Origin of the sequence: Gluconobacter japonicus (assembly GCF_015244665.1) — a bacterium.
Classification (GTDB): Bacteria; Pseudomonadota; Alphaproteobacteria; order Acetobacterales; family Acetobacteraceae; genus Gluconobacter; species Gluconobacter japonicus.
In genome coordinates this window covers 12,908-36,448 of the sequence record NZ_JABCQN010000004.1, presented here as the reverse complement: position 1 = coordinate 36,448, position 23,541 = coordinate 12,908, and the positions used below count along the sequence as shown (strand labels likewise).

The 23,541-nt window shown below is 57.5% G+C and carries 26 protein-coding genes; 16 read left to right on the top strand and 10 right to left on the bottom strand.

Annotated elements, in window-relative coordinates; genetic code table 11:
- Positions 1-74 precede the first annotated feature (74 nt).
- The 4 genes from HKD32_RS09495 (at position 75) to HKD32_RS09485 (ending at position 2,477) form a co-directional block, all read left to right on the top strand.
- Positions 75-701 carry a cupin domain-containing protein gene (locus HKD32_RS09495; protein WP_194257918.1) on the top strand — a complete coding sequence of 209 codons (627 nt, stop codon included), beginning with the start codon at positions 75-77 and terminating at the stop codon, positions 699-701.
- Positions 698-883, top strand: coding sequence for a hypothetical protein (locus HKD32_RS15225; RefSeq protein WP_228118931.1), 186 nt, complete (start codon positions 698-700; stop codon positions 881-883). The genes HKD32_RS09495 and HKD32_RS15225 overlap by 4 nt, the downstream gene beginning before the upstream one ends.
- Positions 808-1,128 carry a cupin domain-containing protein gene (locus HKD32_RS15220; RefSeq protein WP_337905527.1) on the top strand — a complete coding sequence of 107 codons (321 nt, stop codon included), beginning with the start codon at positions 808-810 and terminating at the stop codon, positions 1,126-1,128. The genes HKD32_RS15225 and HKD32_RS15220 overlap by 76 nt, the downstream gene beginning before the upstream one ends.
- Before the next feature lie 182 nt (positions 1,129-1,310).
- On the top strand, positions 1,311-2,477 hold the full coding sequence (locus HKD32_RS09485; RefSeq protein ID WP_061932216.1) for an OpgC family protein: 1,167 nt from the start codon (positions 1,311-1,313) through the stop codon (positions 2,475-2,477).
- Here HKD32_RS09485 and hflX read toward each other — a convergent pair.
- The 6 genes from hflX to dusB are packed head-to-tail and all read right to left on the bottom strand — an operon-like array spanning position 2,450 to position 9,690.
- On the bottom strand, positions 2,450-3,757 hold the full coding sequence (gene hflX, locus HKD32_RS09480; RefSeq protein ID WP_194257917.1) for a GTPase HflX: 1,308 nt from the start codon (positions 3,755-3,757) through the stop codon (positions 2,450-2,452). The genes HKD32_RS09485 and hflX overlap by 28 nt on opposite strands.
- Positions 3,754-4,011 (bottom strand): RNA chaperone Hfq, encoded by a 258-nt coding sequence (gene hfq / locus HKD32_RS09475; RefSeq protein WP_010502314.1) that lies wholly within the window; start codon positions 4,009-4,011, stop codon positions 3,754-3,756. Before hfq ends, hflX begins: the two co-directional genes overlap by 4 nt.
- A gap of 54 nt (positions 4,012-4,065) precedes the next feature.
- Positions 4,066-5,472: a nitrogen assimilation response regulator NtrX gene (gene ntrX, locus HKD32_RS09470; protein WP_010502315.1), complete on the bottom strand. Its 1,407-nt coding sequence runs from the start codon at positions 5,470-5,472 to the stop codon at positions 4,066-4,068.
- Positions 5,462-7,828: a sensor histidine kinase NtrY-like gene (locus HKD32_RS09465; protein WP_061932212.1), complete on the bottom strand. Its 2,367-nt coding sequence runs from the start codon at positions 7,826-7,828 to the stop codon at positions 5,462-5,464. Before HKD32_RS09465 ends, ntrX begins: the two co-directional genes overlap by 11 nt.
- Positions 7,825-8,553, bottom strand: a complete 729-nt coding sequence (locus HKD32_RS09460; RefSeq protein ID WP_010502321.1) for a sigma 54-interacting transcriptional regulator — start codon at positions 8,551-8,553, stop codon at positions 7,825-7,827. The genes HKD32_RS09465 and HKD32_RS09460 overlap by 4 nt, the downstream gene beginning before the upstream one ends.
- Positions 8,554-8,598: 45 nt before the next feature.
- Entirely contained in the window at positions 8,599-9,690 is a 1,092-nt protein-coding gene (gene dusB, locus HKD32_RS09455; RefSeq protein WP_061932210.1) for a tRNA dihydrouridine synthase DusB, read from the bottom strand.
- Between the two features lie 128 nt (positions 9,691-9,818).
- Between dusB and HKD32_RS09450 the strand changes: the two genes are divergently transcribed.
- Together HKD32_RS09450 and HKD32_RS09445 are read left to right on the top strand one after the other, a co-directional pair.
- On the top strand, positions 9,819-10,628 hold the full coding sequence (locus tag HKD32_RS09450) for an alpha/beta fold hydrolase (protein WP_061932208.1): 810 nt from the start codon (positions 9,819-9,821) through the stop codon (positions 10,626-10,628).
- Between the two features lie 4 nt (positions 10,629-10,632).
- Complete coding sequence (locus HKD32_RS09445) at positions 10,633-11,478, top strand: sugar phosphate isomerase/epimerase family protein (RefSeq protein ID WP_061932206.1); 846 nt, start codon at positions 10,633-10,635, stop codon at positions 11,476-11,478.
- Positions 11,479-11,480: 2 nt separating this feature from the next.
- Here HKD32_RS09445 and HKD32_RS09440 read toward each other — a convergent pair whose 3' ends face one another.
- The gene (locus tag HKD32_RS09440) at positions 11,481-11,696 is read right to left on the bottom strand and encodes a hypothetical protein (protein WP_026017469.1); all 216 of its coding nucleotides are present in this window, start codon (positions 11,694-11,696) and stop codon (positions 11,481-11,483) included.
- A 103-nt stretch (positions 11,697-11,799) separates the two neighbouring features.
- On the opposite strand from HKD32_RS09440, the gene HKD32_RS09435 reads away from it, so the two are divergent.
- From HKD32_RS09435 to HKD32_RS09425, 3 genes are all read left to right on the top strand, one after another.
- Entirely contained in the window at positions 11,800-12,873 is a 1,074-nt protein-coding gene (locus HKD32_RS09435) for a quinone-dependent dihydroorotate dehydrogenase (protein WP_061932204.1), read from the top strand.
- A gap of 176 nt (positions 12,874-13,049) precedes the next feature.
- Positions 13,050-15,428, top strand: a complete 2,379-nt coding sequence (locus HKD32_RS09430) for a DUF3772 domain-containing protein (RefSeq protein WP_194257916.1) — start codon at positions 13,050-13,052, stop codon at positions 15,426-15,428.
- Positions 15,429-15,513: 85 nt separating this feature from the next.
- Positions 15,514-15,999 carry a hypothetical protein gene (locus HKD32_RS09425; RefSeq protein ID WP_061932202.1) on the top strand — a complete coding sequence of 162 codons (486 nt, stop codon included), beginning with the start codon at positions 15,514-15,516 and terminating at the stop codon, positions 15,997-15,999.
- A gap of 56 nt (positions 16,000-16,055) precedes the next feature.
- On the opposite strand, the gene HKD32_RS09420 is transcribed toward HKD32_RS09425, so the two are convergent.
- Genes HKD32_RS09420 through HKD32_RS09410 form a run of 3 tightly spaced genes read right to left on the bottom strand, consistent with a single transcriptional unit; the run spans position 16,056 to position 18,977 of the window.
- Positions 16,056-17,066, bottom strand: coding sequence for a zinc-binding alcohol dehydrogenase family protein (locus HKD32_RS09420; RefSeq protein ID WP_061932200.1), 1,011 nt, complete (start codon positions 17,064-17,066; stop codon positions 16,056-16,058).
- Positions 17,067-17,085: 19 nt separating this feature from the next.
- Complete coding sequence (gene ubiM, locus HKD32_RS09415) at positions 17,086-18,270, bottom strand: 5-demethoxyubiquinol-8 5-hydroxylase UbiM (protein ID WP_061932198.1); 1,185 nt, start codon at positions 18,268-18,270, stop codon at positions 17,086-17,088.
- 5 nt (positions 18,271-18,275) lie between these two features.
- Positions 18,276-18,977, bottom strand: coding sequence for a nitroreductase family protein (locus HKD32_RS09410; protein WP_194257915.1), 702 nt, complete (start codon positions 18,975-18,977; stop codon positions 18,276-18,278).
- A gap of 77 nt (positions 18,978-19,054) precedes the next feature.
- On the opposite strand from HKD32_RS09410, the gene hisB reads away from it, so the two are divergent.
- Genes hisB through HKD32_RS09375 form a run of 7 tightly spaced genes read left to right on the top strand, consistent with a single transcriptional unit; the run spans position 19,055 to position 23,522 of the window.
- On the top strand, positions 19,055-19,651 hold the full coding sequence (gene hisB, locus HKD32_RS09405) for an imidazoleglycerol-phosphate dehydratase HisB (protein WP_010502335.1): 597 nt from the start codon (positions 19,055-19,057) through the stop codon (positions 19,649-19,651).
- Positions 19,648-20,040, top strand: coding sequence for a hypothetical protein (locus tag HKD32_RS09400; protein WP_061932196.1), 393 nt, complete (start codon positions 19,648-19,650; stop codon positions 20,038-20,040). Before hisB ends, HKD32_RS09400 begins: the two co-directional genes overlap by 4 nt.
- Positions 20,025-20,663, top strand: a complete 639-nt coding sequence (hisH, locus tag HKD32_RS09395) for an imidazole glycerol phosphate synthase subunit HisH (RefSeq protein ID WP_007284037.1) — start codon at positions 20,025-20,027, stop codon at positions 20,661-20,663. Before HKD32_RS09400 ends, hisH begins: the two co-directional genes overlap by 16 nt.
- Complete coding sequence (gene hisA, locus HKD32_RS09390; protein ID WP_194257914.1) at positions 20,660-22,009, top strand: 1-(5-phosphoribosyl)-5-[(5-phosphoribosylamino)methylideneamino]imidazole-4-carboxamide isomerase; 1,350 nt, start codon at positions 20,660-20,662, stop codon at positions 22,007-22,009. The genes hisH and hisA overlap by 4 nt, the downstream gene beginning before the upstream one ends.
- The gene (gene hisF, locus HKD32_RS09385; protein WP_061932192.1) at positions 22,003-22,764 is read left to right on the top strand and encodes an imidazole glycerol phosphate synthase subunit HisF; all 762 of its coding nucleotides are present in this window, start codon (positions 22,003-22,005) and stop codon (positions 22,762-22,764) included. The genes hisA and hisF overlap by 7 nt, the downstream gene beginning before the upstream one ends.
- Positions 22,765-22,768: 4 nt before the next feature.
- Positions 22,769-23,143, top strand: coding sequence for a phosphoribosyl-ATP diphosphatase (locus HKD32_RS09380; protein ID WP_061932190.1), 375 nt, complete (start codon positions 22,769-22,771; stop codon positions 23,141-23,143).
- A gap of 13 nt (positions 23,144-23,156) precedes the next feature.
- A complete protein-coding gene (locus HKD32_RS09375; protein WP_061932188.1) occupies positions 23,157-23,522 on the top strand; it encodes a histidine triad nucleotide-binding protein in 366 nt (121 codons plus the stop codon).
- The last annotated feature ends 19 nt before the right edge of the window (positions 23,523-23,541 follow it).

Here is a 23,541-nt window from a genome sequence, read left to right as displayed (position 1 = left end):
GGCCCCATCGCATCTCTACCGGAAGCGGGGTACAAAAGACTGGCCCCGCGACCGCCAAAGGATACTCCTTCCGGATGCTACGCTTTCTGAATGCCTGCCTTCTGTGCGGCGGCCTGCTTGTCGCAGGTTTTCTTCCCGTCGCAACAGCACGTCCGGTTGCCCTGACCTCATCGAGTGCGACGACTCCAATTCCTGCTGCGGCTCAGGCGCTTATCAAACACTACAAGATGCAGCGTATCCCCGCGGAAGGGGGATGGTTTGCGCAACTCCAGCGAGCAACCGAAATCATTCCGGGGTCAGCTCTCCCAGACCGCTATGACGGCATAGCGCACCCTCTCTCAACAGCAATTCTTTTTGTCGAGACGCGGCAGGATTTTTCTGCGCTTCACAAACTCAAGACCGCCGAGATCTGGCATTTCTATTCCGGCGACCCCGTTCATCTCCTTCTCCTGCATCCAGATGGCATCGCAGAAAACGTCGTTCTGGACCACGATCATCCTGCCTATGTTGTCCCGGAGAATGTCTGGCAAGGTTCTTCTCCCGTAGGACCAGCAGGCTGGTCTTTTGTTGGAACCACAATGGCGCCTGGCTTTATTCAAGAAGATTTTAGGCTTGGCGAACGCAAGATCCTCAGTCAGCGTTATCCCGCATTCCGCAAACAGATTACGGCCTTGACCCGCACGAAAGACCAGCCCCAATGAGTCTCAGATACGGCATTTTTGCGCTTCTGTTTGCACCCGGCCTTGCTGCGGCACAGGTCGTACACCCCGAACATGTTCCTGCCATGTATCCAGCACCGGGAAGCACATTACAGGAATTTGTAGGGATCGGATCGGTTCAGTTCTGCTGTCGACCCATCAAAGCATTGCCCTGTTCACTCTAGCCCCTGGAACCGCCTACCCCGAGAGCTACAATAAAGCTTCTGAAGAGATTTATCTCATCCACTCAGGCAAAGGCACGGTCTGGCTTGGAGAAGATAAATCCTCTGTTCAGGCCGGAGATATTGTTCGCATCAGCCCCCGCCTCAGACATCATATCGCCGCAGCAGAAGATTCATCCCTCACCTTTTACGCAATTTCTGCCCCACCTTTTACAGCCAATGATTATGTACAAACCCAGCGCCACTAATTTCCTTCGAAAAATTTAATAGTCCTGCTTGAACTCCAGCATTAAAAACCTTTGTCGCGCGGGCTCAGGAAACAGATGACAAGAGTGAGAGCATGTTGCCTGTTCGGTTTTCCATACAATCTTTAATGTTGCGGTAAGCAAACCTCCATACTTTGGTTAAGCGAAAACTGTATTAAACCCCTATGCAGTTGCCCGCCTCTTCATCCGATGCGCAATCTTTACCGCGCAAGCATACTCGCGATCATCGCGTGGATGCGTTGCGAGGGGCTGCCCTGCTGATGATGCTGGCAGACCATGTGCCAGATAACCTCATCAACCGCATCACGATCCGAAATTTTGGATTTGCCGATGCCGCAGAAATCTTTGTCATGCTGGCAGGATATGCGTCTTATCTGGCTTATGGCCGCCTGATTGACCGGGAAGGCTGGAGCAGCGGCATCAGGCGCATTCTCTCCCGCTGCGCCAAATTATACCTTTATCAAACAGCCATGACGCTTGTGTTCGTCTGGACCGTCCGACACTGGCGTCACTATGAACCTGTGCCTGAATATATTCTCGAACCACAACTCGCACATGGCTATGGCTGGCTCTGGCGGATCCTGACGTTCGATGCGTTACCGAGCTATCTGAATATCCTGCCTCTCTACATTGTTCTTCTGGCGCTTTTCCCGCTGATTTATGCCGTGCTTAAAAAGAGCGTCTGGCTGCTGCTGGGTGGCAGTGCTGCGATCTGGGCCGTCGCGAATATTGATCCGCGCATTACCATTCCAAACTGGCTGGACCCGAATGGGTGGTATCTCAACCCGTTCGGCTGGCAGTTTCTCTATATTCTGGGTGTATTAGGCGCCGTCTGGGCCTCACGGCATCATGGCGATCTTCCCGCCAGAACCTGGGCAAAAGTGCTCTGCGGCGGCTATCTGATCGGCGCGTTTGTCCTGTGCTTCCCATACGAATACTGGCATCTCGGTGGCCTGAGGCTGTTTCCTGCACCGCCGAATAATGGCAAATCCACTCTCGCCGTCTGGCGGTTGTTCGACATCATGTCGATCTTTTATCTGGTGCAATCCTCCAGCCTGTTGCGACGCTTTTCTGCAGACAAACTGGGGCAGGTTCTGGCCCTTCTGGGCCGCAACTCGCTGGAAGTGTTTTCATTCGGCACAGTCCTTGATCTGCTGGGACGGCTCATCCTTGGCAGCTTCGGCACGGGCCTCGGACTTCAGATCATCATCAATGTTCTAGGACTGATCCTGACATTCGCTCTGGCTGTTCCGCTGGACCGCTCCCGCCAGAAGGCGAAAGCGGCCAGAGCCAATGCGGCTCTTCAGGCGGCAACCGTACGCCCGGGATAACTGAGTTCAAAGCGTTCCCGGTCCATGGGAAACAGACGCACAAACACGTCCATTCCATTTTCATGATCCAGACGCTCTACCACCTCACCATGTTGGTAGAGCCAGGCAAGAGCTGAACCATCCTGGAGCGAAAGCTGGACACGGATATCGAGCATGGCCTGTGTCAGATACTGGTCCAGCGTCTCAAAAAGATCTGGAATGCCATCGCCAGTAATGGCGGAAATTGCAACCGCGTTTTCCCGCTTTGGAACAGCTTCAACGCCGCCCATCAGATCGGCTTTATTCAGAACCTCAATTGTCCGCTCCGGCCATTGGGCATCCAGCATGCCATCACGCACCATGCCGTCCAGAACATTCAGCACATCCGCACGCTGCGCAGCACTATCCGGATGGGAGATGTCACGCACATGCAGGATAACATCCGCCTGAGACACTTCTTCAAGTGTCGCCCGGAAAGCCGCGATGAGTTCTGTCGGCAGGTCACTAATAAAGCCGACAGTGTCGGACAGAATGACATTCCGCCCGGACGGAAGGCGAAGCGCGCGCATAGTCGGATCAAGCGTTGCAAAAAGCTGATCCTGGGCATGAACCGAAGCACCAGTCAGAGCATTGAACAGCGTGGATTTACCCGCGTTCGTATATCCCACCAGAGCCACAATCGGGAAAGGAACACGTTTGCGGGCATCTCGATGCAGGCCGCGTGTCCGCCGCACCTTCTCCAGTTCCTGCTTGATCTTGCCAATCCGCTCGGCCAGCATCCGGCGATCCGCTTCCATCTGCGTTTCACCTGGGCCACCCAGAAAGCCAAAACCACCGCGCTGGCGCTCAAGATGGGTCCAAAGGCGCACCAGCCGTGAACGCTGATATTCCAGATGCGCCAGTTCAACCTGAAGCACACCTTCCCGCGTCGCCGCGCGCGCACCGAAAATATCGAGAATGAGTCCCGTTCGGTCCATGACCTTGCAGCCAAGGGCTTTTTCAAGATTGCGCTGCTGACCCGGCGAAAGGCGCGCATCAACGATGACAACATCAACCTGATCGAGCTTCACAACCTCGGCAAGCTGCTCCACCTGCCCGCTCCCCAGCAATGTTGCCGGACGACGGGCCCGCAACAGGATCGCGGCCTGACGGACAATGACAAGACCAATGGAAGCAGCAAGACCGACCGCCTCTTCCAGCCGGGCATCAGCAGCCCGAATATCTTCCTGCGGTCCAGTCTTTTCCCATGGAAGAATGACCGCAGCGCGTGTTGCAGGCTTTTTGGTATCAAATCCGCTCAAAGTTCATTTTCCGCAAAGCGTGGGAGCGCTCCCACCGGCATGATTGTACTGATGGCATGTTTATAAATGAGCTGAACGTGCCCATCCCGACGCAAAAGAAGGGTCTGGCTGTCAAACTGGGCCACAACCCCCTGAAGCTTCACACCATTGACCAGAAACACCGTAACCGGCGCTTCGGTCTGATGAAGATGCTGGAGAAAAACCTCCTGCACGGTCTGTGTTCCGGCGGGAGAATTGAAAGATTCTGACGTCACGATGCGGGTGTCTCGCCGGTCCTGAAAAGAAAAGGGAATAAGGTCACAGAGTGCTCAACTTCCGACAGCAGGAGAAGTGGAGCGATCTTCCTGTGTCGTCACACCCAACTGCTTGAGTTTGCGGTGCAAGGCACTTCGTTCCATGCAGACAAAATTGGCTGTCCGACTAATATTGCCGCCGAAACGCATCAACTGAACCTGAAGATACTGGGTCTCGAACAGATCGCGTGCTTCGCGGAGCGGAAGGCTCATGACGTCTGCCCCGGAGTTCAGCCGTGTCATGGAAGGTGCCCCCTGACTGATGCTGGAAGGTAGCATATCAGCCCGAATGGGATCACTCCCCGAACCCGGCATCATGATCAGAAGACGTTCCATCAGGTTCCGCAATTCGCGAACATTGCCCGGCCATTCATAGGCCTGCAAGGCAGCCAGCGCATCTACGGAAAGTTCACGGATTGGCAGTCCTGAAGACTGGGCACAGCGCTCAAGAAAGTGCTTGGCCAGACCCGGAATATCTTCCCGGCGCTCGCGCAACGACGGAATACGCAGCGGTACGACAGCCAGACGGTAATACAGATCTTCCCGGAACCGATGCGCCATGATCTCAGACTGCAGATCCCGGTTGGTCGTCGCGATGACACGAACATCCACCTTGATGCGCGTATTCCCGCCAATCCGTTCAAATGTCTGATCCTGAAGGGCACGGACAATCTTGCCCTGCGTCTCCAGAGGCATGTCGGCCACTTCATCAAGGAGCAATGTCCCCCGATGAGAACGCTCCAGAACGCCCCGGCGCGCTGGTTGCCCATCGCTACCCTCAAGGCCGAAAAGTTCTTCCTCAAAGCGGTTCGGAGCCAGTGTGGCACAGTTCAGGGCAACGAACGGACCTTCCGCACGGCGGGACCGTGCATGGATCATGCGCGCGGCCACTTCCTTGCCGGAACCAGCAGGACCGGTAATCAGCACCCGGGAATTGGTGGGAGCTACACGCTCGATCTGAGCACGAACTGCCGAAATGGCTGCACCTTCGCCAGAAAGCGTCGTTTCCGGGCCGGCCCTCAGCTTCAGTTCTGCATTTTCCCGCTGAAGACGCGCAGCTTCGAGGGCACGCTGCACCACAACCAGCAACCGGTCCGACTGGAACGGCTTCTCGATGAAGTCATAGGCCCCATGCTTGAGACTGGCCACAGCCGTTTCAATCGTCCCGTGGCCCGAAATCATGACTGCAGGCATTCCCGGCTCTTCGGCCCGCATGGTCTTGAGCAGTTCAAGACCATCCAGCTTTGAACCCTGCAACCAGATATCCAGAATAGCCAAAGACGGCCTGTTAGCCCTGAAAAGCTCCAGAGCCTGATCGGAGTTCGCGGCCGTACGGGTCGCGTATCCTTCGTCGTTCAGGATACCCTCGATCAGGAACCGGATGTCCGGCTCGTCATCGACGATCAGAATCTCATGTTCCATCTGTCACCCTCATGATCCGGCCTTCCTTCTCTCCCGCACCGTCCGGCTCCGCCAGAGGCAGAGACAGCGTGACGAGCGTCCCGCGCCGCCCATTGGACGGATCAGGGTCCCGATCGGTGAGTTGAAGCATCCCGGCATGGTCCTCCATGATCTTTTTGACAATCGCAAGACCGAGGCCCGTGCCCTTTGCCTTGTGTGTAACATAGGGCTCGGTCAGCCGGTGGCGTTCCCCCGCTGGCAGGCCGATCCCGTCATCTTCTATCCCTAGCAGGACATGCCCGTCCCGAATGTGCAAGCCCACCACAATGTGACCAATTGGCTGCACCGGCCCCTCAGGACCATTTTCTCCCGGTTTTCCGCGGCCTGTCATGACAATGGCATCGGCAGCATTCTGTAGCAGATTTGTCAGCGCCTGCCCTATGAGTCGCCGATCACACCGCACAACGGGCCCGGAAGGCGGAAGATCGACCGTTTCAAACACAATGTCCGGATGGGCATTTCTCTGAAGAACGAGAGCTTCACGACAGATCCTTGAAAAATCCTCATTCTGCATGACAGGCTGCGGCATCCGCGCAAAAGCTGAGAACTCATCGACCATCCGGCCGATGTCGCCAACCTGCCGGACAATCGTATCCACAAGCTGGGTGTAAGTGTCCGGATCACTCTGGATTTCCTTCAGAAACCGCCTTTTTAGCCGTTCTGCGGCAAGCTGGATCGGCGTCAAAGGGTTCTTGATTTCATGGGCGACGCGACGTGCGACATCGGCCCATGCGGCCTTACGCTGTGCGGACTGAAGGGCGGTAATATCGTCAAAGGTGACAACATAGCCCGCAACATCCGTGCCACGCAGTTCTGCCACAACCCGGACCAGGAGCGTCCGACCTGCTCCAGCACCGCCGCCTTCACCCGGCCCCCCGGGACGCTGCGCCCCGTCCGTATCCACCTGAATTTCATCCGTATGCACCCGATCCGGCGCAAGACGGGCCTTGTCGAGCAGAGCCGAAAACTCCGGCACGCTGACTGAGAGCTTTGTACCAATCGCTGGCTGAAGATCGCGCTGCAACACTATGGAAGCAGCCCTGTTGGGCAGTTCAATCACCTGCCCGCGATCCAGACCAATCACACCCGCCGACACACCCGCCAGAACAGTTTCCGTAAAGCGGCGGCGCTCATTGATCTGATCGTAAGCCTGCATCAGTTCCGAACGCTGGCTCTCAAGCTGGTCCGTCATGCGGTTGAACGCACGGGACAGGCCCACAACCTCATCGTCCTTTTCCCGACTGGATTTTGCGGGAACCGGCACGCGGACACCCAGGTCCCCCTGAGAAATCCGTGTCGCAGCAAGAATCAGAAGACCCAGCGGGTTGGCAATACGGTTCGCCAACGCAAGGCCGGTCAGCATACCAACCGCAAGAACCAGCAACCCCATCAAGCCGAAAATCACCACGACCGTGACCTGCGTCTTGCCGCGATTGGAGATCATGCGCTGGTAGTCCTGCACGAGTTCATTCGTGCGGCGCATATGCTCCAGAACTTCCGGATCGACAGGCCGGGTAATCACCAACATCAGGCCGGAATTTCCGCCCAGCGACACCACAGCACGGACAATCCGCTGATCCGGCCGATCGAGAATGGCGACGTCCCCGGCACGCGCCATCTCGACAACGGACTTCGGCGGAAGCGGTGGCCGGGCACTCATGTCCGTATTGCCCAGTAAGCCACCCACCCCTAGAACCTTGTTGGTCAACGGATCGAAAACTTCTGCGTCCGTCAGTCCACGCTCATAGACCTCGTCATCCAGAAGTTCCTGAAGACGGGCGGGATTATGGAAAAGATCTGTTCCATGCGTGAATAGTTCATCGTTCTGAATCAGGATGAGCGTGTTGGCGAGAGCGAAGGCTTCCGTCCGGATATTGTCGTTATGCTCCTGCAGATAACCAGCCGCGACAGACCGCGCTTCTGTCAGCGCATTACTGACACGATTGGAAAACCAGATTTCCACGCCATAGTGGAAAAACAGCGCCGCCACGGCTCCCACAACAATCGTTGGTGCAACTGCCACAATCCCGAACAGCGTGATGAGCCGCGCATGCAACCTCGCCCCAGCCAGCCCCAACCGCCGCTCTGCCAGCATCCGCCCGATCTGCACCACGCCCGCTGCAGTAATGAGCATGAGCATGATAAAATCGAGCAGGAAAATGATCGCCTGCACCTGCGGGCGATGCGCCAGTGACATTCCGCCCGCCAGAACAACAAAGGTCGCAAACGCCAGAATCAGCGCCATAACGGTGAGAAGAACCACCCCGTTGGCGCTTGTCAGTCGTCTCAGCAAACGCCCCGGAGACAAAACACTCACTCGTCACTTCCCTTTGGAACCGTGATATCCAGTTCCCTGATCTTCTTGCGCAGGGTGTTGCGGTTCAGACCAAGCATGGCCGCTGCCCGAAGCTGATTACCGCTCGTGCGCCGAAGGACCATGGTGATGAGCGGCCGCTCGACTTCCCCAATCACGCTGGCATGCAGATCGCCTGCATCATTTTCAAGACCGGTTTCAAAATACTCGGTCAGCGGGCGCTCCAGAGCTCTGGCCAATCCCCGAGGGCGATCATTTCCAGCTCCGGGAAGCCGACAGACAGCACTAATCCGTTCTGGCCCGAGACGCTGGGATGGCTCGAATGCTGTCAGCCAACGATGCAATCCGGCCTGAAAACCACCTTGCCGCAGCAACAGGGTCAGGTCATGCCGACTGGCAGCAATAATTCTGACATCCGCTTCCAGACGTTCGATTTCCTCAACAAACCGAGCCTGCAAAGCCGGGTCGAGACAATCGATCTCATCCACAAGCAGAGTGCCGCCCTGAGCTTGCGCAAACCATCCCGATTCACGCCCCCCGAACAGGGCTTCTTCCCGTAAAGCGCAGGGGGTGGCGGTCAACGCAGCGACAATGAAAGGCTTCCGGGCTCTACGGCTGTGACTATGCAGACGGCGCGCCACATCCTGCCGATCCAGCCGAGAGGCCCCATAAAGAAAAACCGGCCGACAGGCGTCATCCGCCAGAAGGGGTTCAACCTGCGTCATCATGCCTGACGATCAAGGCAACGATCAGACAAGAGATGCCTCACGATCTCAGGCTGCCTCACTGCATCCATCACGCGGCATACTCCCCGCAGGACCATTCTCTCGATCCCTTACGACGCCAGCCTCAATGTGCCGATCATAGAACTCTTCCATCATCCCGATCGCTTCCGGCGCGTTATCCACGTGATTAATGGCAGACCGGAATGTCGCAGAGCCCGGAAGCCCGGCGGAATACCAGGACACATGCTTGCGAGCGAGCCGCAGACCGGGACGTTCTCCAAAGTGATCGAGCATCATCCGGTAGTGACGCAGAGCAATGGATTTTTCCGTCGCCAGATCCGGATCAGGAACATCCTGCCCCGTTTTCAGGGACTGAGCGACCTGAGCCGTGAACCACGGCCGCCCATAACACCCGCGCCCGATCATCACGCCATCCGCCCCGGACTGATGCAACGCTTCACGCGCATCGCGGATCGAATTGATGTCCCCATTCACGATCACCGGCAAACCGACAGCATCTTTCACGGTCTTCACATAACGCCAGTCGGCCGTCCCGTTGTAGAACATCTGACGCGTACGCCCATGTACCGTCACGAGCCTGATTCCACTCTCTTCCGCGATTTTCGCAAGCCGTGGCGCGTTGAGAGAATTATGATCCCAGCCCATCCGCATTTTGAGCGTCACGGGAACATTGACCGCGCGTGCCGTCGCCTCAAGGATTCTTCCGGCCTGCACTTCATCACGCATCAGTGCCGAACCAGCCATCTGCCCGATCGCAACCTTCTTCACGGGGCAGCCGAAATTGATGTCGATGAGGTTAGCTCCTCCATCGACCGCAATCTTTGCAGCCTGCGCCATCGCTTCCGGATCACAGCCCGCAAGCTGTACGGCATTCGGGCCATTATCAGCAGGACGCGCCATACGCATGGTGTTCTCATTTTCCCGGATCATCGCCCAGGACGCGATCATCTCAGACACCACAAGCCCGGCGCCCAGGTCGCGCGCAAGCTGACGGAACGGCAGATCCGTCACGCCCGAAAGCGGAGCGAGGATCACCGGGTCTTCGATCACCACACCCTGGCCAAGATCAATCGGCGAAAGAACGCGGTTCGGGGGAACGGAAGGAGAGGAAGCTGTCATGACACTGCCAATTTACCGATGCGTCCACGCAAGCGCAAACGCTCCTTTACCACGAAACCGTCAATACCCTTGAAACGCTATGGCCTCACACCCCTTTCATACCCTGCAAGGCGGGGCCGGAGCCTTCCATGCCGCACATCACTGCCAGTGACGGAACCCGTATTTACTACGACGAGCAGGGGCACGGTCGGCCGCTCGTCCTCATTCACGGATGGACATTTTCCGGACGGTTCTTTCACCGCAACAGAGAAGCCCTGGCAGAACATGCCCGTGTCATTACCATGGACCTGCGCGGTCATGGCCGTTCAGACAAACCGAAACATGGCTACCGTATCGCCCGTCTTGCTGCTGATCTGCGGGACCTCATCGGAGCATTGAATCTTCAGGACACCACGGTTCTGGGCTGGTCCATCGGATGTCCGATTATCTGGTCCTATCTGGAACTGTTCGGGCAGGACCGGCTCCGAAGCGCCATCTTCGTGCAGCAGACACCGAAACAGTACTATTCACCGACCTGGAAGCTCGGCCATGCCACCTGCTACGATCAGGCCGGGCTGGCATACCTTCAGCAGCAGGTTTTTCTTGATTCCGAGAATTTTGACCAGACCAATCTGGCAGACTGCCTGAGTCATGAAATCCCCCAGGATGAAAAAGCTTTCCTCCTGCGAGAAATGGCAGCAAGCCCCGATTACGCTCGTGCCGCCATGATGGCCGATCATACGACGCAGGACTGGCGGGATGTGTTGCCGCATTTGAGTCTGCGGTCCCTTATGATGGTCGCCGAGAAAGACAAGATTCTTCCTGCTGGCGGTCCTGCCTGGGTGGCAGATCATATGCCCAACTGTGAAGCCGTTTTCTTCAAGGACAGTGCTCATATGGTGTTCATTGATGAAACTGAGAAGTTCAATCGAACCGTCATTGAGTTCCTGAAAGGCTGATCCCATGACCCTGCCTTTCCTCTTCGGCATGAACGAGTTCACCACTCAGCCCTGGTCTTTTGAAGAAGACGTTGCGCATTACAAAGCAGCCGGCGTTCAGGCCATCGAGATTTGTGAAGCGAAGCTGGATCCTGCGCGCATCCATGAACAGATGACTCTGGCCGCCAGCAGCGGAATGGTCATCAGCGCAATTCAACCATCAGTTCGTACATTCTTTGAGAGCCGAATGGCTCCCAAACCCTCCGAGCCGGCCCAGAGGGTTGCACGCCTCAAGAAGAGCATTGAGACGCTCGCGCCTTATGCGCCGGGCACCGTCTTCGTCACCAACACGGGCGCACCACCAGACGGCAACATGCATCGGGTCATGGATGAAACTGTCCGATATCTGCGAGACCTCTGCCCTCTGGCAGCCGATCTTGGCGTTTCTCTATCGCTGGAGCCGTTGAATCCGACCTCTGTAAATATCGAAAGCGCCATCTGGACCATTGATCAGGCGATGGACATTATTGACGGTGTCGGTCATCCGGCCATGGGATTATGTCTCGATTACTGGAACATCTGGCAGCAGGAGGACGTCTGCTCCGCCATCTACCGTGCCGGAGACAAGATCAACGTCCTTCAGGTCAGTGACTGGCGCACACCTTTTTCCACTACGGATCGCCTGATCCCCAGTGACGGGCTGATCCCGCTGCACGATCTACTTCATGCCACTTGGGAAGCCGGTTTCCGCGGAGCCTGCACGGTCGAAATCTTCTCATCCGATGTGCCAGACAGTCTCTACGATGGTGATCTCAATGACCTGATTACAGCCTCTCGGGATGGGCTGGAACAGGCATGGCAAAAAGGCTGAACTCAGGCCGTCGGGCCGATTTCCAAGCGATGCCGCGCAAGACCGGCTTCCGTAATCACGAACCGACCGTCATCACGCAGACGCACAAACCCCATACGCTCAAGACGTTCCAGGCAGGGCTGGTCACGTAGCCCCGTTGGGCGACCGGCATCGCCGCAAAGCAGCAGTCGGTGCAGAGTCGAGCGGCAGCATGTTTCAAGATAGGGTTCTTCCCACATTGTTCCGCGTCTATCGCGTCCCCATGCTGCCGCCAACCCCTCTGCCATCACGTTCTGCCCAGCCCTGTGCACCATGTGCCGGTTTGCGGTAAGGAAAAGACCCATGATTGATCTTGGAAAACTGGCCACGCCCCTCCTGCACCGCTTCGACCCGGAAACGGCGCACGAGCTTGCCATAAACTCCATGGCCCTTGGCCTCGGAGGGTCTGCCCCGAAAGACGTTCCGGCCCTCGCGACCCGCGCATTTGGCCTTCGCTTTCCGAACCCGATTGGTCTGGCTGCGGGCTTCGATAAAAATGCCCGTGCCGTCCGGCCTCTGGCCAAGCTCGGATTCGGTCATGTGGAAGCCGGTACCGTGACGCCACGACCACAGCCCGGCAACCCGCAGCCCCGCCTGTTCCGCCTGCCGGAAGACGGAGCCATCATCAATCGCATGGGGTTCAATGGCTGCGGCATTGATCGCTTCTGCCGCAACCTCGCGCGCCTGCACCGCCCGATGCCCAATGGTCGCACACGCGGTGCGACTGTGCCTCTGGGCGCGAATATTGGCATCAACAAGATCGGTGCCGCCCCCCTGCGGGATTATCCGGAACTTGTTTCCCGCGTCAGTCCGTATGTGGATTACGTGACGATGAACCTGTCGTCCCCTAACACCCCGGGCCTGCGCGATCTTCAATCTGCCCAGATGCTCACGGATCTTCTGGCAGCGATCAACACCCGCAATCCGGACCGTCTGCCCCTTCTGGTCAAGCTGGCACCCGACATGGATGACAGTTCCTATGAGCCCATCCTTGAAGCGGCCATCGCGGGCGGAGCACAAGGGCTGATTCTTACAAACACAACTATCGCTCGACCCGCTGGACTTCACAGCTCTTACGCGACGGAAACAGGCGGCCTCTCCGGACGCCCGCTAGCCCCTCGCTCCCGGGAAGTTCTGAAAGTCGTTTCGCGCCTTAACAAAGGGCGCATCGCTCTGATTTCCTGCGGCGGCATCGAGACAGGAGACGATATTCTCGACCGCATCTGTACAGGCGCCGATATGGTGCAGATCTATTCGTCCTTCGTGCTCCAAGGCCCCGGCATTCTGGCACGCCTGAAGACGGAACTTCTCGAAGCCATGCGCCGCAAAGGCTTCGAGACGATTTCTGATGCGCATGGCTCTTCCAAGCCTGCCTGATACAGCCTTTTCCTGACAGCCAGTCATTTTCAGCGCCCCTGTTTCCTGTAGCAGGGGCGTTTTCTGTTTTGTCGTCAGAAAATTCTGACAGATCAGATACGGATACATGCCCTTCCTGAACCTTGCCCCCTTCAGATCGTTGACATGATCATCCACACTAGGAGTGAAAGCGCCACATGAAAGAGCATAGACCCACAAGGCCCAGAAAAACCGGGCGAACCCGCCTGACCCGCAATGGTGCCTTCCTTGCCCTAACGCTCTTTTGTGGCACGCCTCTTCTGCCTTCTGCCACGCAGGCAGCGCCTCCTTCGGCTGCACAGACCACACCACAGAAAATCCCGGCTGACACGAATGGTGGCCTTGGATGGAGTGCTGTTTCAGACACGATCAATCGGCAGCTTGAAGACAGTTCTGCAACTCTCAAACAGATCTTCGCCACACTCAACCGCGCCGACGCCAATATTGGCAGCAGTGAACTGGACGATCTGTCAGCCCGAACCCAGCGGGTTCAACAGAATACACAGGACGCCCTGAACCAGATTCAGTCCTACGACGACATAACGGATTCCTACCTCAAGATTCTTGGCCCCAAGGCGGCGGACAACGAAGACAGTTCCGTCACCGCCCAGCGCACGCGCCTTCAGCAAAATTCGCAGGCGGTCAAATCAGCATTGATGCGTGCCAAACTCTATAACCTGCAGGCCCAGCAACTAAATTCAGCTGTGGCCACACGGCGTACCCGCTTGCAACAGGCAGCCCTGTCAGAACGCACCGTTTCTCCGGCAGCACCAAAATTCTGGCACGCGCTTCTGACTGAACGCCCTGAAAACCGCTCATCCCTCCATCCCGGTGGCGTTCTGGCAGACTGGATGATGCTCCTCATCGGCGGCATTGGAAGTCTGGTTCTGATCGGGGTCATCTCGCCTTTTACGCTGAAAGCCCTTTCCCGTGCCGGAGCAAAATTCCGCACGTCCGCCGAAAACGGTGTGAAAGACGCACTGGCCAGCAGTATTCTCGCCATTACGCTCAACGGCATTCTCTGTGCGATCTTCAGCGGGATTGTCTGGCTCATCTGGAGTGCGGCGGCCCTTGATACAGAAGGCGGTCCCATTGCCCTGACGCTTGGAGAAAGCCTTCCTGTCTGCGGCTTCATCATCGGCGCTGGTCTTCCTGTCTTTGGCCGCAAGGGTGTTCTGGCAGAAGGAAACCCCGGAGAACGAAAAGCGCTTCGGGGCGTGGACTGGATGCTGGCACTCAATATTCTGTCTCTGAACCTGCTTCGGGCCTTTCAGGCGCAGGACGTTTTCGGCCCTACTCTTCAGACGCTGCTGGAAATTGTTTTCTCCCTAGGGGTTGGTCTGTGCGCGATTGATGTTTTCAGACGCCTGGGCAATCAGGACGATACGAAAACATTCGCCCCCACCGCGCTTGGACTATCGTCTCTGGTCTTCGGTATCTCGTTGGTCGCCATTCTGCTGGGATATGTATCTTTTGCCTTCTCCCTGAACGGCTGGCTGCTCTCAATCGGTACGGGTCTGGCCGTCGTCGTTCTGCTTGGCCTGTGCTGGCGAAGCGTGCTGGATCATGTTTTTGAGTCGGAAGGGCGCTTCAGTGTTCGCCTTCATGCGCTTGGCCTTTCATCCCGGCGCCTGACCCAGATCAGTGTCATTTTATCCGGACTGGGCAACGTCCTGCTGCTTCTGCTGCTTTTCTCGATTGCACAGACCGATGGCAGCTTCAGCATGGGCGATATCGGAAACCGGCTGAAGCTTCTGTTCGTCGGCAACACGATCCATGGCGTTAAAATCTCGCTCGACACCGTTGTTCTCTGTGTCGGCCTGGTGATTGTCGCCTACTATCTGATCCGCCAGACAAAGCACTGGATCCGGGATCGCTTTCTGCCAACAACGCAGTTGGATATCGGCGCGACCACATCCATTCTCAGCATCTTCACCTACTGCTCCTGGATCCTCGTCGGCCTCGGCATTCTTTCGATTGCCGGCCTATCCGTCCAGAATCTGACATGGGTGGTGAGCGCTCTGTCTGTCGGTATCGGTTTTGGTCTTCAGTCTATCGTCCAGAACTTCGTATCCGGCATGATCCTGATGGCAGAGCGCCCTGTTCGCGTTGGAGATCTGGTCGAGATTGCTGGTGCCAAGGGAGACGTTAAACGCATCAGTATCCGTGCAACCGATATCAGCCTGGGCGATGGCTCTACGCTTATCGTGCCAAACTCCCAGTTCATCACCTCCAGCGTAAAGAACTGCACCACTTCCGGTTCGACAAGCGTACTGACCCTGAACTTCAAGGTGCCCAGTACGGCCGATTTGGATAAGGTGAAATCCCTGCTGATCGAGGTCGCGGCACAGCGTCCCGAAGTGCTGTCAAATCCGGCTCCGTCCGTAAAGGTCAGTGCCTTGTCCAACTTCAACCTGACGATGAGCCTGAGTGTCCGCATCATGTCTGCGCGCGATGGCGGCGGCGTTCAGGATGCCATCCTGTTTGATGTTTTCCGCCGTTTTGGCGCAGAGAACATCACGCTCACAACAGCCTGAGGCGGTTCAATACCTGCCGGAAAATCTCGCTTTTCCGGCAGCCATCCATTAGCGTCTTTCTGTCTGTACTGTCGGGACACGGACCATGACTCCGCCGTCACATCTTTCCGGGCATTCTTCCACAGGTCAGGTCTTCCACCTGCCTTTGCGCTCAAGACTGCTAACTGTCCCGGAATCTGCCGTTTATCTTGGATTGTCCCTGCGCCGCCTCAAAACTCTCGCCATTCTGGGAGCAGGCCCAGAAAGGACACATACGCCGGATGGACGTCCCGCTTACAGACGGGAAGATCTGGAGACATATCTTTCCGTCCTTTATGAAAAAGCAGATATTTCAGGGACTGAAAAAGTGCGCCGCCGCGCGGAACGCGCCAACCAGCGCAACGCCGCTCTGGAGCACCTGCAAACGGACCGACGGGCAGATCTGCCCTCACCTGACCCCTTCATGATGATGGCCACGGCCGGGGAAATGTCTCACCATATGATCTTCTTCGTTCTGAAGGTCATGATCATTTTTGGTTTCATTCTGCTGTGTATTTCACCCACGCCACTTCTGCGGACACACTTCAACTGAAATTTTAAGCACCGTTAGAGCACATAACCACGCTCTAACGGTGCTTTCTCTCTTCCCTAGAACCCGCAGAGAACGGCTTTTCCAATCCCTTTGCCGCTCTCCATAAGCTCATGGGCCTTACGCAGGTTTTCCAGCGTGATCGGTCCGATCACCTGCTTCAAGGTCGTCCGCAAAAGGCCGGCATCCACCAAAGATGCCACCTGCCCCAAAATACGACCCTGTACCGCCATATCGGGCGTATCGAAAACAGGCCGCGCGAACATGTATTCCCAATGAACAGACAGGGATTTGCGCTTGAACGGCATAATGTCGAACTCGCCCGGATCATCAATCATGGCCAGCGCGCCCTGTGGAGCCAGTGCTCGAACAATGGCCTCCTTGTGCTGACCTGTCGCTGTCAGACCAGCAACATACCGTACATGCGGGATGCCAATACGGGCCAATTCCTGATCCAGAGGCCGCCGATGATCGATCACATGATGCGCGCCCATGGCCTTACACCACTCGACCGTCTCCGGCCGGGAAGCCGTCGCAATGACTTCAAGCCCCGTAAGACGACGGGCAATCTGCGTCAGAATAGACCCAACACCGCCCGCTCCGCCAACGATCAAGAGTGCGTCGGGGCTTTCCATTTCACCTGCCCGCAATCCCAGCCGGTCAAACAACAGTTCCCAGGCCGTCAGAGCTGTCAACGGCAGAGCCGCCGCTTCCTCATCGGTCAGACTTTCAGGAGCACGCGCAATCAAACGCTCATCAATAGCCTGAAACCGCGCATTACTGCCCTGACGCAGACTACTTCCTGCATAAAACACCCGGTCTCCGGCTCGGAAGCCCCGAACCTGCCCCCCTGTCGCAACGACGGTTCCAACAGCGTCATATCCCAGAACGCGGGCTTCTCCGTTCGGAGGTGCGATAGAGCGCAGCTTCGTATCAACCGGGTTAACGGAAACAGCCGAAATTTCAACGACGACGTCTCTGGAGCCCGGTTCAGGAGCAGGAATATCCAGTTCCACCAATGCATCTGCCTCATCGAGGCGGGTGGCACGTGTATGTCCAAAGGCTTTCATGGGGAACTCCGCAAACGTCTCAGGAATGACGATCCATCAGCATATTGGTGACCGCAGATTTGAAGGGCAGCAGGCGATTGGCGACAGCCAGCCCAAGCTTTCGAGCGGCAAGAAATGGCGCTTCGTCGCGCGTATAAACTGTGGCAATCGCATTGGTGGCTGCAAAAAGGGGCGCCGTCGCCAGACGATGCGTCCGGGCAAACTTCGCCAGAACCGATGGTGCCCCTGCATCACCCGGCCCATCATGAATAGCCCGAGCCAGCGTTTCCTGCCCCTTAAGCCCAAGATTGAACCCATGAGCGGTAATCGGATGCATCCCGACCGCAGCATCCCCGATCAACGCGAAGCGTGGCGCATGAAAACGATGGGCATACACAGCCTTCAGCGGATAGGAACAGCGCGGGCTTTCAAGCGTCATCGGTCCCATACGGCCGTGCGTACGCTCCGTGATCTCCGCGTTGAATGCTTCCGGTTCAAGGGCCTTGAGCCGAGCAATGTCTTCATCAGGCAACGTCAGAACCAGTGAGGACGAAGCTCCTTCCCGCCCATCAGGCGCGATTGGCAGCAAAGCAATGGTCTGGCCTTCATCGAACCACTGAAGCGCCGTATGGGCATGAGGCTCGGGATGATGCATGCGGCAGACCAGAATGCTCCGACCAAAATCATGAACAATCGCGCCAATCCCCGCAGCGTTCCGCAGTTTCGAGAAGCGACCATCAGCAGCGACCAGAAGGTCCGCATCCAGCTTCGTACCGTCTGTCAGGGTTACGCTCACGGAGCGCGCATCATGCCGTGCCGTTTCAATTCCCTCGCCCGCACGGATTTCAACACCAGGCGTGCGAGCGGCCACGCGATACAGCGCACGGCGGATCAGATGATTGGCAACCAGATGACCCAGCGCATCAGGTCCCTCAGCCGGGGCATCGAACAGAAGCGGATGACTCCCCACAGCCCCCGTTTCAATGCGGGCCGTATGCATCGGGCAAATGGACTCTGCTGGAATTTCGTCCCAAGCCCCCGTGTCCTTCAGCCAATTGGACGCATGATGTGTCAGGGCAATTTCGCGACCGTCGAAGGGCGGATCAGCAAGAACGGAGAGTGGAGACCGTTCAACAACGCAAACCTTCCGCCCATCCCGAGCCAGAGAAATGGCACAGGCAAGCCCGACCGGGCCACCGCCCGCCACAATCACATCATACGTCATGCGTGTCAGCCTGCGTCTGCGCCAAATGTAACCGGCTCACCTTTCCAGATGGCCATGTAGTCATCAACGTCGGCCCGCTTGCGTCCCTCGACCGGCTTTTCCGGCGTTCCTACAAAGAGGAAGCCAGCCAGACGATGAGGCTCCTTCAGACCGAGCGTTTCCAGCAGAGCACGGTCTTCCGAGAAAGCACCCGTCACCCAGACGCCACCAAAGCCTTCCGCATGAAGCGCGTTCAGAACATTCATGGCTCCGGCGGCCACAGACATTTCCTGTTCGATGACCGGGATCTTGCCATCGGGCTCAATATGCATGCCCAGAGCAATGATCATGGGCATGCTGGAAAAGCGGCCCCGGCGCTTGGCCTTCTTGGCGGCAGGAGCATCCGGCTCCTGACGGTCCATGGCTTCGAGCACAACCTGAGCGAATGCCTCACGGTGCTTTCCTTTGATAACCGTGTAACGCCAGGGGCGCATACGGCCATGATCCGGCGCTCGCAGCGCTGCGGACAGGATATCGCGAAGCTGATCTCCCTTGGGGGGCGGCTCCACGAGATTATCCGTCGAGGCGCGGGAGAGAAGGAATTCGAGGGATGCATGATGATGTGCCATAGGTTCAGATATGGCGCGATCGACCGCATCCGCCAAGAGGCTTGCAGAGTCTTGCCCAAACTCTTGAAGAGAGGTGACAGAAACCCTGTTCTGCGGCACTCTATGAGCCTCCTTTTCCATCACTCATTTCAGGGACAGCGTGGAAATACCCCTCACGCTGGTGTAGCAGAACCACCATGACCGAAACCCGTCACGCCCGTCTGCACCGCGCGACAAGCGAAACCGACATCACTCTGGCCCTGTCTCTCGACGGCCAGGGACGCTCCACCGTGGACAGCGGCATCGGCTTTTTCGACCATATGCTGACGGCGCTCGCCAAGCATGGCGGCTTTGATCTTGAACTGGTGGCCAAGGGTGATCTGCATATCGACGGGCATCACACGGTTGAAGACGTGGGGATCGTTTTCGGTCAGGCGTTCCGTCAGGCCATCGGTGACAAGCGCGGCATCGAGCGCTTCGGTCATGCGCTGGTTCCGCTTGATGAAGCCCTGTGTGAAGCCGTAGTGGATATTTCCGGCCGCCCCTATCTGGCCTGGAACGTCACGTTCCCGCGCGAGAAGATCGGCACGATGGATACGGAACTGTTCGAAGAGTTCTTCCGTGCTTTTGCGATGTCCGCCCATATCGCCCTGCACCTGACCTGCAAGGCTGGCACCAATGCACACCATATCGCGGAAAGCGGCTTCAAGGCCGTAGCCCGCGCCCTGCGCATCGCTGTTTCGATGGACCCGCGTGCGGCAGGGGCCATCCCGTCCACCAAGGGCGTCCTGTGAAGCTATTCACACCTTGCGTTGACCCGAATTCATCCCGACCGCTCGGCCTGCCCGTCATGGTGCAGGACGGGTTTTCGTGGCGGGTTCTGTTTTTCGGCTGGCTGGGCCTCCTGACTTACGGCACCTGGATTTCCGCCATGATGGCAGCGGCTGCTTCAATCCTGCTCCATCTTCTGGTGACTGCTCGATGGGAAATGGCTCTCATCGTCAGCCTGCATGCCGCTCTGGCCACTTTCACGTCTGATATCCGTCTATGGGAAATGCGCCTTAACGGGCGCAAGATCGGTGCGCCGATTGCTGCCCCCAGCAAGGATATCGCGCTGCTCCGCTGGGCGGATCGGCAGCCTTCTCCCGTTTCACCCCCGGAGTTCCCATGCGCGTCGTCGTAATTGACTATAATGGTGGCAATCTTGCCTCGGCCGCTCAGGCCGCCCGCAAGGCCGCCACCCTTCGTGGCATCGACGCCGACGTCACCATCACCCGCGATGCGGATGCGATCCTGAATGCCGATCGTCTTATCCTTCCGGGTCAGGGTGCTTTCGCGGATTGCGCCGAAGGACTGGGCACCGACCTTCGCAATACGCTGGAAACAGCAACCGCCAACGGCACACCCTTTCTCGGCATCTGCGTCGGCATGCAACTCATGAGCGAATATGGTCTGGAGCATGGTCGCACCGAAGGTCTGGGCTGGATTTCCGGTAATATCCGCCGCATGGACGAAGCCGCCGATGCCGGTCTGCGCCTGCCCCATATGGGTTGGAACACTCTGGACTTTACGCCCGGCGCGCATCTTCTGACAGAAGGGCTGGAACCCGGCGTGCATGGCTATTTCGTCCATTCTTTTGCCCTGCATGACGGCAACCCTGACGAACTGGTCGCAACCGCGCAGTATGGTTCTTCGGTCCCAGCTATCGTCGCTCGCGGCAACCGCTGTGGGACGCAGTTTCATGTTGAAAAAAGTCAGGCTGTCGGCCTCACCATCATGGGCAACTTCCTGCGGTGGACATCATGACCGTTACCTGTGAACGCGTCGTCTCGTCCCTGTCTCCCGATGACATGGAAGCCCTGTGTGAAGCCGTAACAGCCGCTATTCTCGATGGCGGTGGCTTCGGGTGGCTGCAACCACCCGGCTCTCAGGCACTGGAACGCTACTTCGAAGGCATGCTCCTCGTTCCGGAACGCAGTCTTTATGTTGTTCGTGACAAGGGCATGATCTGTGGCGCGGGCCAGTTGGCTCGACCACCCTCCAGTTATGAAGCCCATGCCGCCACCGTCAATCTGACGGGATTTTTCGTAGCTCCCTACGCGCGTGGTCGCGGCCTTGGTCGCGCGCTGGCCAACGCCATGATCCAGGGTGCAAAAGCCATGGGCTGCAAGGTTATTAACTGCGACGTGCGTGAGACGCATGACGCTGCTATCGGGCTGTTCCGGTCGCTCGACTTCGAGCACTGGGGAACCCACCCCTATTATGCACGGATCGGAGGTCAGACGGTGCGCGGACTTTTCTTCTCCAAACTTCTCGCCGGTGAACATGAAGCTGCGCGCTGGCAATCCAGCATTGCTGCGCCAGACGCCGGTGGCGCACCTGCACCGTCCGAAGCGCCCGTAAAAGCCACACACGGCCTGACGCTCTATCCCGCCATTGATCTCAAAGACGGCGCCTGCGTCCGTCTGCGTCGTGGTGAGATGGAAGATGCCACGCATTATTCTGATGATCCGGCCGCACAGGCACGCCTGTTTGAAGAAGCGGGTTGTCGTCACGTTCATGTTGTGGATCTGAACGGCGCTTTCGCTGGAAAATCCACGAATATTCCCGCTATTGAATCCATCGTGAAAGCCACAAGCCTACCCGTGCAGCTTGGTGGTGGCATCCGGGATATGGCTGCGATCGAACGCTGGCTGGAGGCTGGCGTGTCCCGTATCATTCTCGGTTCCGTCGCCGTCAAGGACCCGGAACTGGTTCGCCAGGCAGCGCGTGCATTCCCCGGACAGATTGTCGCCGGCATTGATGCCCGTCAGGGCCGTGTCGCGACGGAAGGCTGGGCGGAAGTATCCGAACTGGAAGCCAATGACTTGGCTCTCCGCATGGAAGATGCAGGCGTTGCCGCCATCATCTTCACGGAAATCACGCGTGACGGCATGCTGGCCGGTCTGGATCTGGAACAGACCGCCGATATGGCCCGCCGCCTCTCCATTCCCGTGATTGCGAGTGGGGGTGTTGGCACGCTGGATCACCTGAAGGACTTGCGTGAAATTGCTCGCACGGTTCCTGGCATTTCGGGGGCTATCGTCGGCCGTGCGCTTTATGATGGCCGCATTGCCCTTAAAGACGCCTTGGAAGTTCTCGGTTCATGCTGAAACTCCGCGTCATTCCCTGCCTGGACGTCAAGGACGGCCGCGTCGTCAAAGGGGTAAACTTCGTCTCCCTTCGTGATGCAGGCGATCCGGTTGAACAGGCGAAACTCTATGACGCCGCTGGTGCCGACGAGCTGACGTTTCTGGACATCACGGCCAGCGTCGAGAACCGGGATACCATTCTCGATGTCGTTCGCCGGACGGCTGAAGCCATCTGCCTTCCTTTGACGGTGGGCGGGGGCGTTCGCACCTGTGAAGACATGCGGCGCCTGCTTTTGGCTGGTGCTGACAAATGCGCCGTAAATTCTGCGGCGATCACGCGTCCGGAATTGATCCGCGAAGCCTCGCAGCGCTTTGGTAGCCAATGCGTAGTCGTCGCCATTGACGCGCGCTCGAATGGTCGTGGGGGCTGGGAAGTCTATGCCAAGGGCGGCCGCGAACCTACCGGACTGGATGCGGTGGAATGGGCCAAAAAGATGCAGGATCTGGGTGCAGGCGAAATCCTGCTTACCAGCATGGACCGTGATGGCACGAAGTCCGGTTTCGATCTGGATCTGCTCAAAGCGGTCTGTGGTACAGTGACCATCCCTGTTGTTGCATCCGGCGGCGTTGGCGAACTCCATCACTTTGTTGAAGGGGCGCAGGTTGGCGCAAGCGGCCTGTTGGCTGCCAGCGTTTTCCATTTTGGACAGTTCCGCGTTGGGGACGTCAAACAGGCACTGAATGAGGCCGGCCTTCCGGTCAGACTTGGAGAATAAGGCAATGGCAAAGGCAGCAAAACCGGAAGAGCGTAAAGCCCCCCCGGCAAGAGAACATGTGCTGGAACGCCTGTTCGAAACCGTTCAGTCCCGCCGTGGTACGGACCCGACGTTAAGCCATTCCGCACGTCTGATGGCGCGAGGAAGAAACAAGATTGCCCAGAAATTTGGCGAAGAAGCCGTTGAGTGCCTGATTGAAGCCGTGAATGGCAATCGCAAGGAACTCATCGGCGAGAGTGCTGACGTTCTGTACCATCTTATTGTGATGTGGGTGGACGCAGGCGTTTCCCCGGAAGATGTTTGGGCGGAATTGAAGCGTCGCGAAGGTACCAGCGGAATTGCCGAAAAAGCTTCCCGCCCCAAAGAAAAAATCGGCTGAAGGACGCGCTGGCATGACCTATGATCACAGCAATATTTTCGCCCGTATTCTTCGCAAGGAAATCCCGTCCCGCACGGTGTACGAAGACGACTACGCGCTGGCCTTTCACGACATCGCACCGCAGGCACCAATCCATGTATTAGTCATCCCTAAAGGACCGTATGTTTCCATCGCAGATTTCAGCGCTACTGCGCCTGCTGATGAAATCACCGGCTTCTGGCGTGCGGTCGCGAAGGTCGCAGAAGATGAAGGCCTGACGAAAGAAGGCTTCCGTCTCATCAGCAATTCCGGCGCCAATTCCGGGCAGGAAGTCCCGCACTTCCACGTCCATCTTTTCGGCGGCACAACGCTCGGCCCGCTACTCTCCAAAAAATCCTGAAATAACGCTTGCCAAGCCT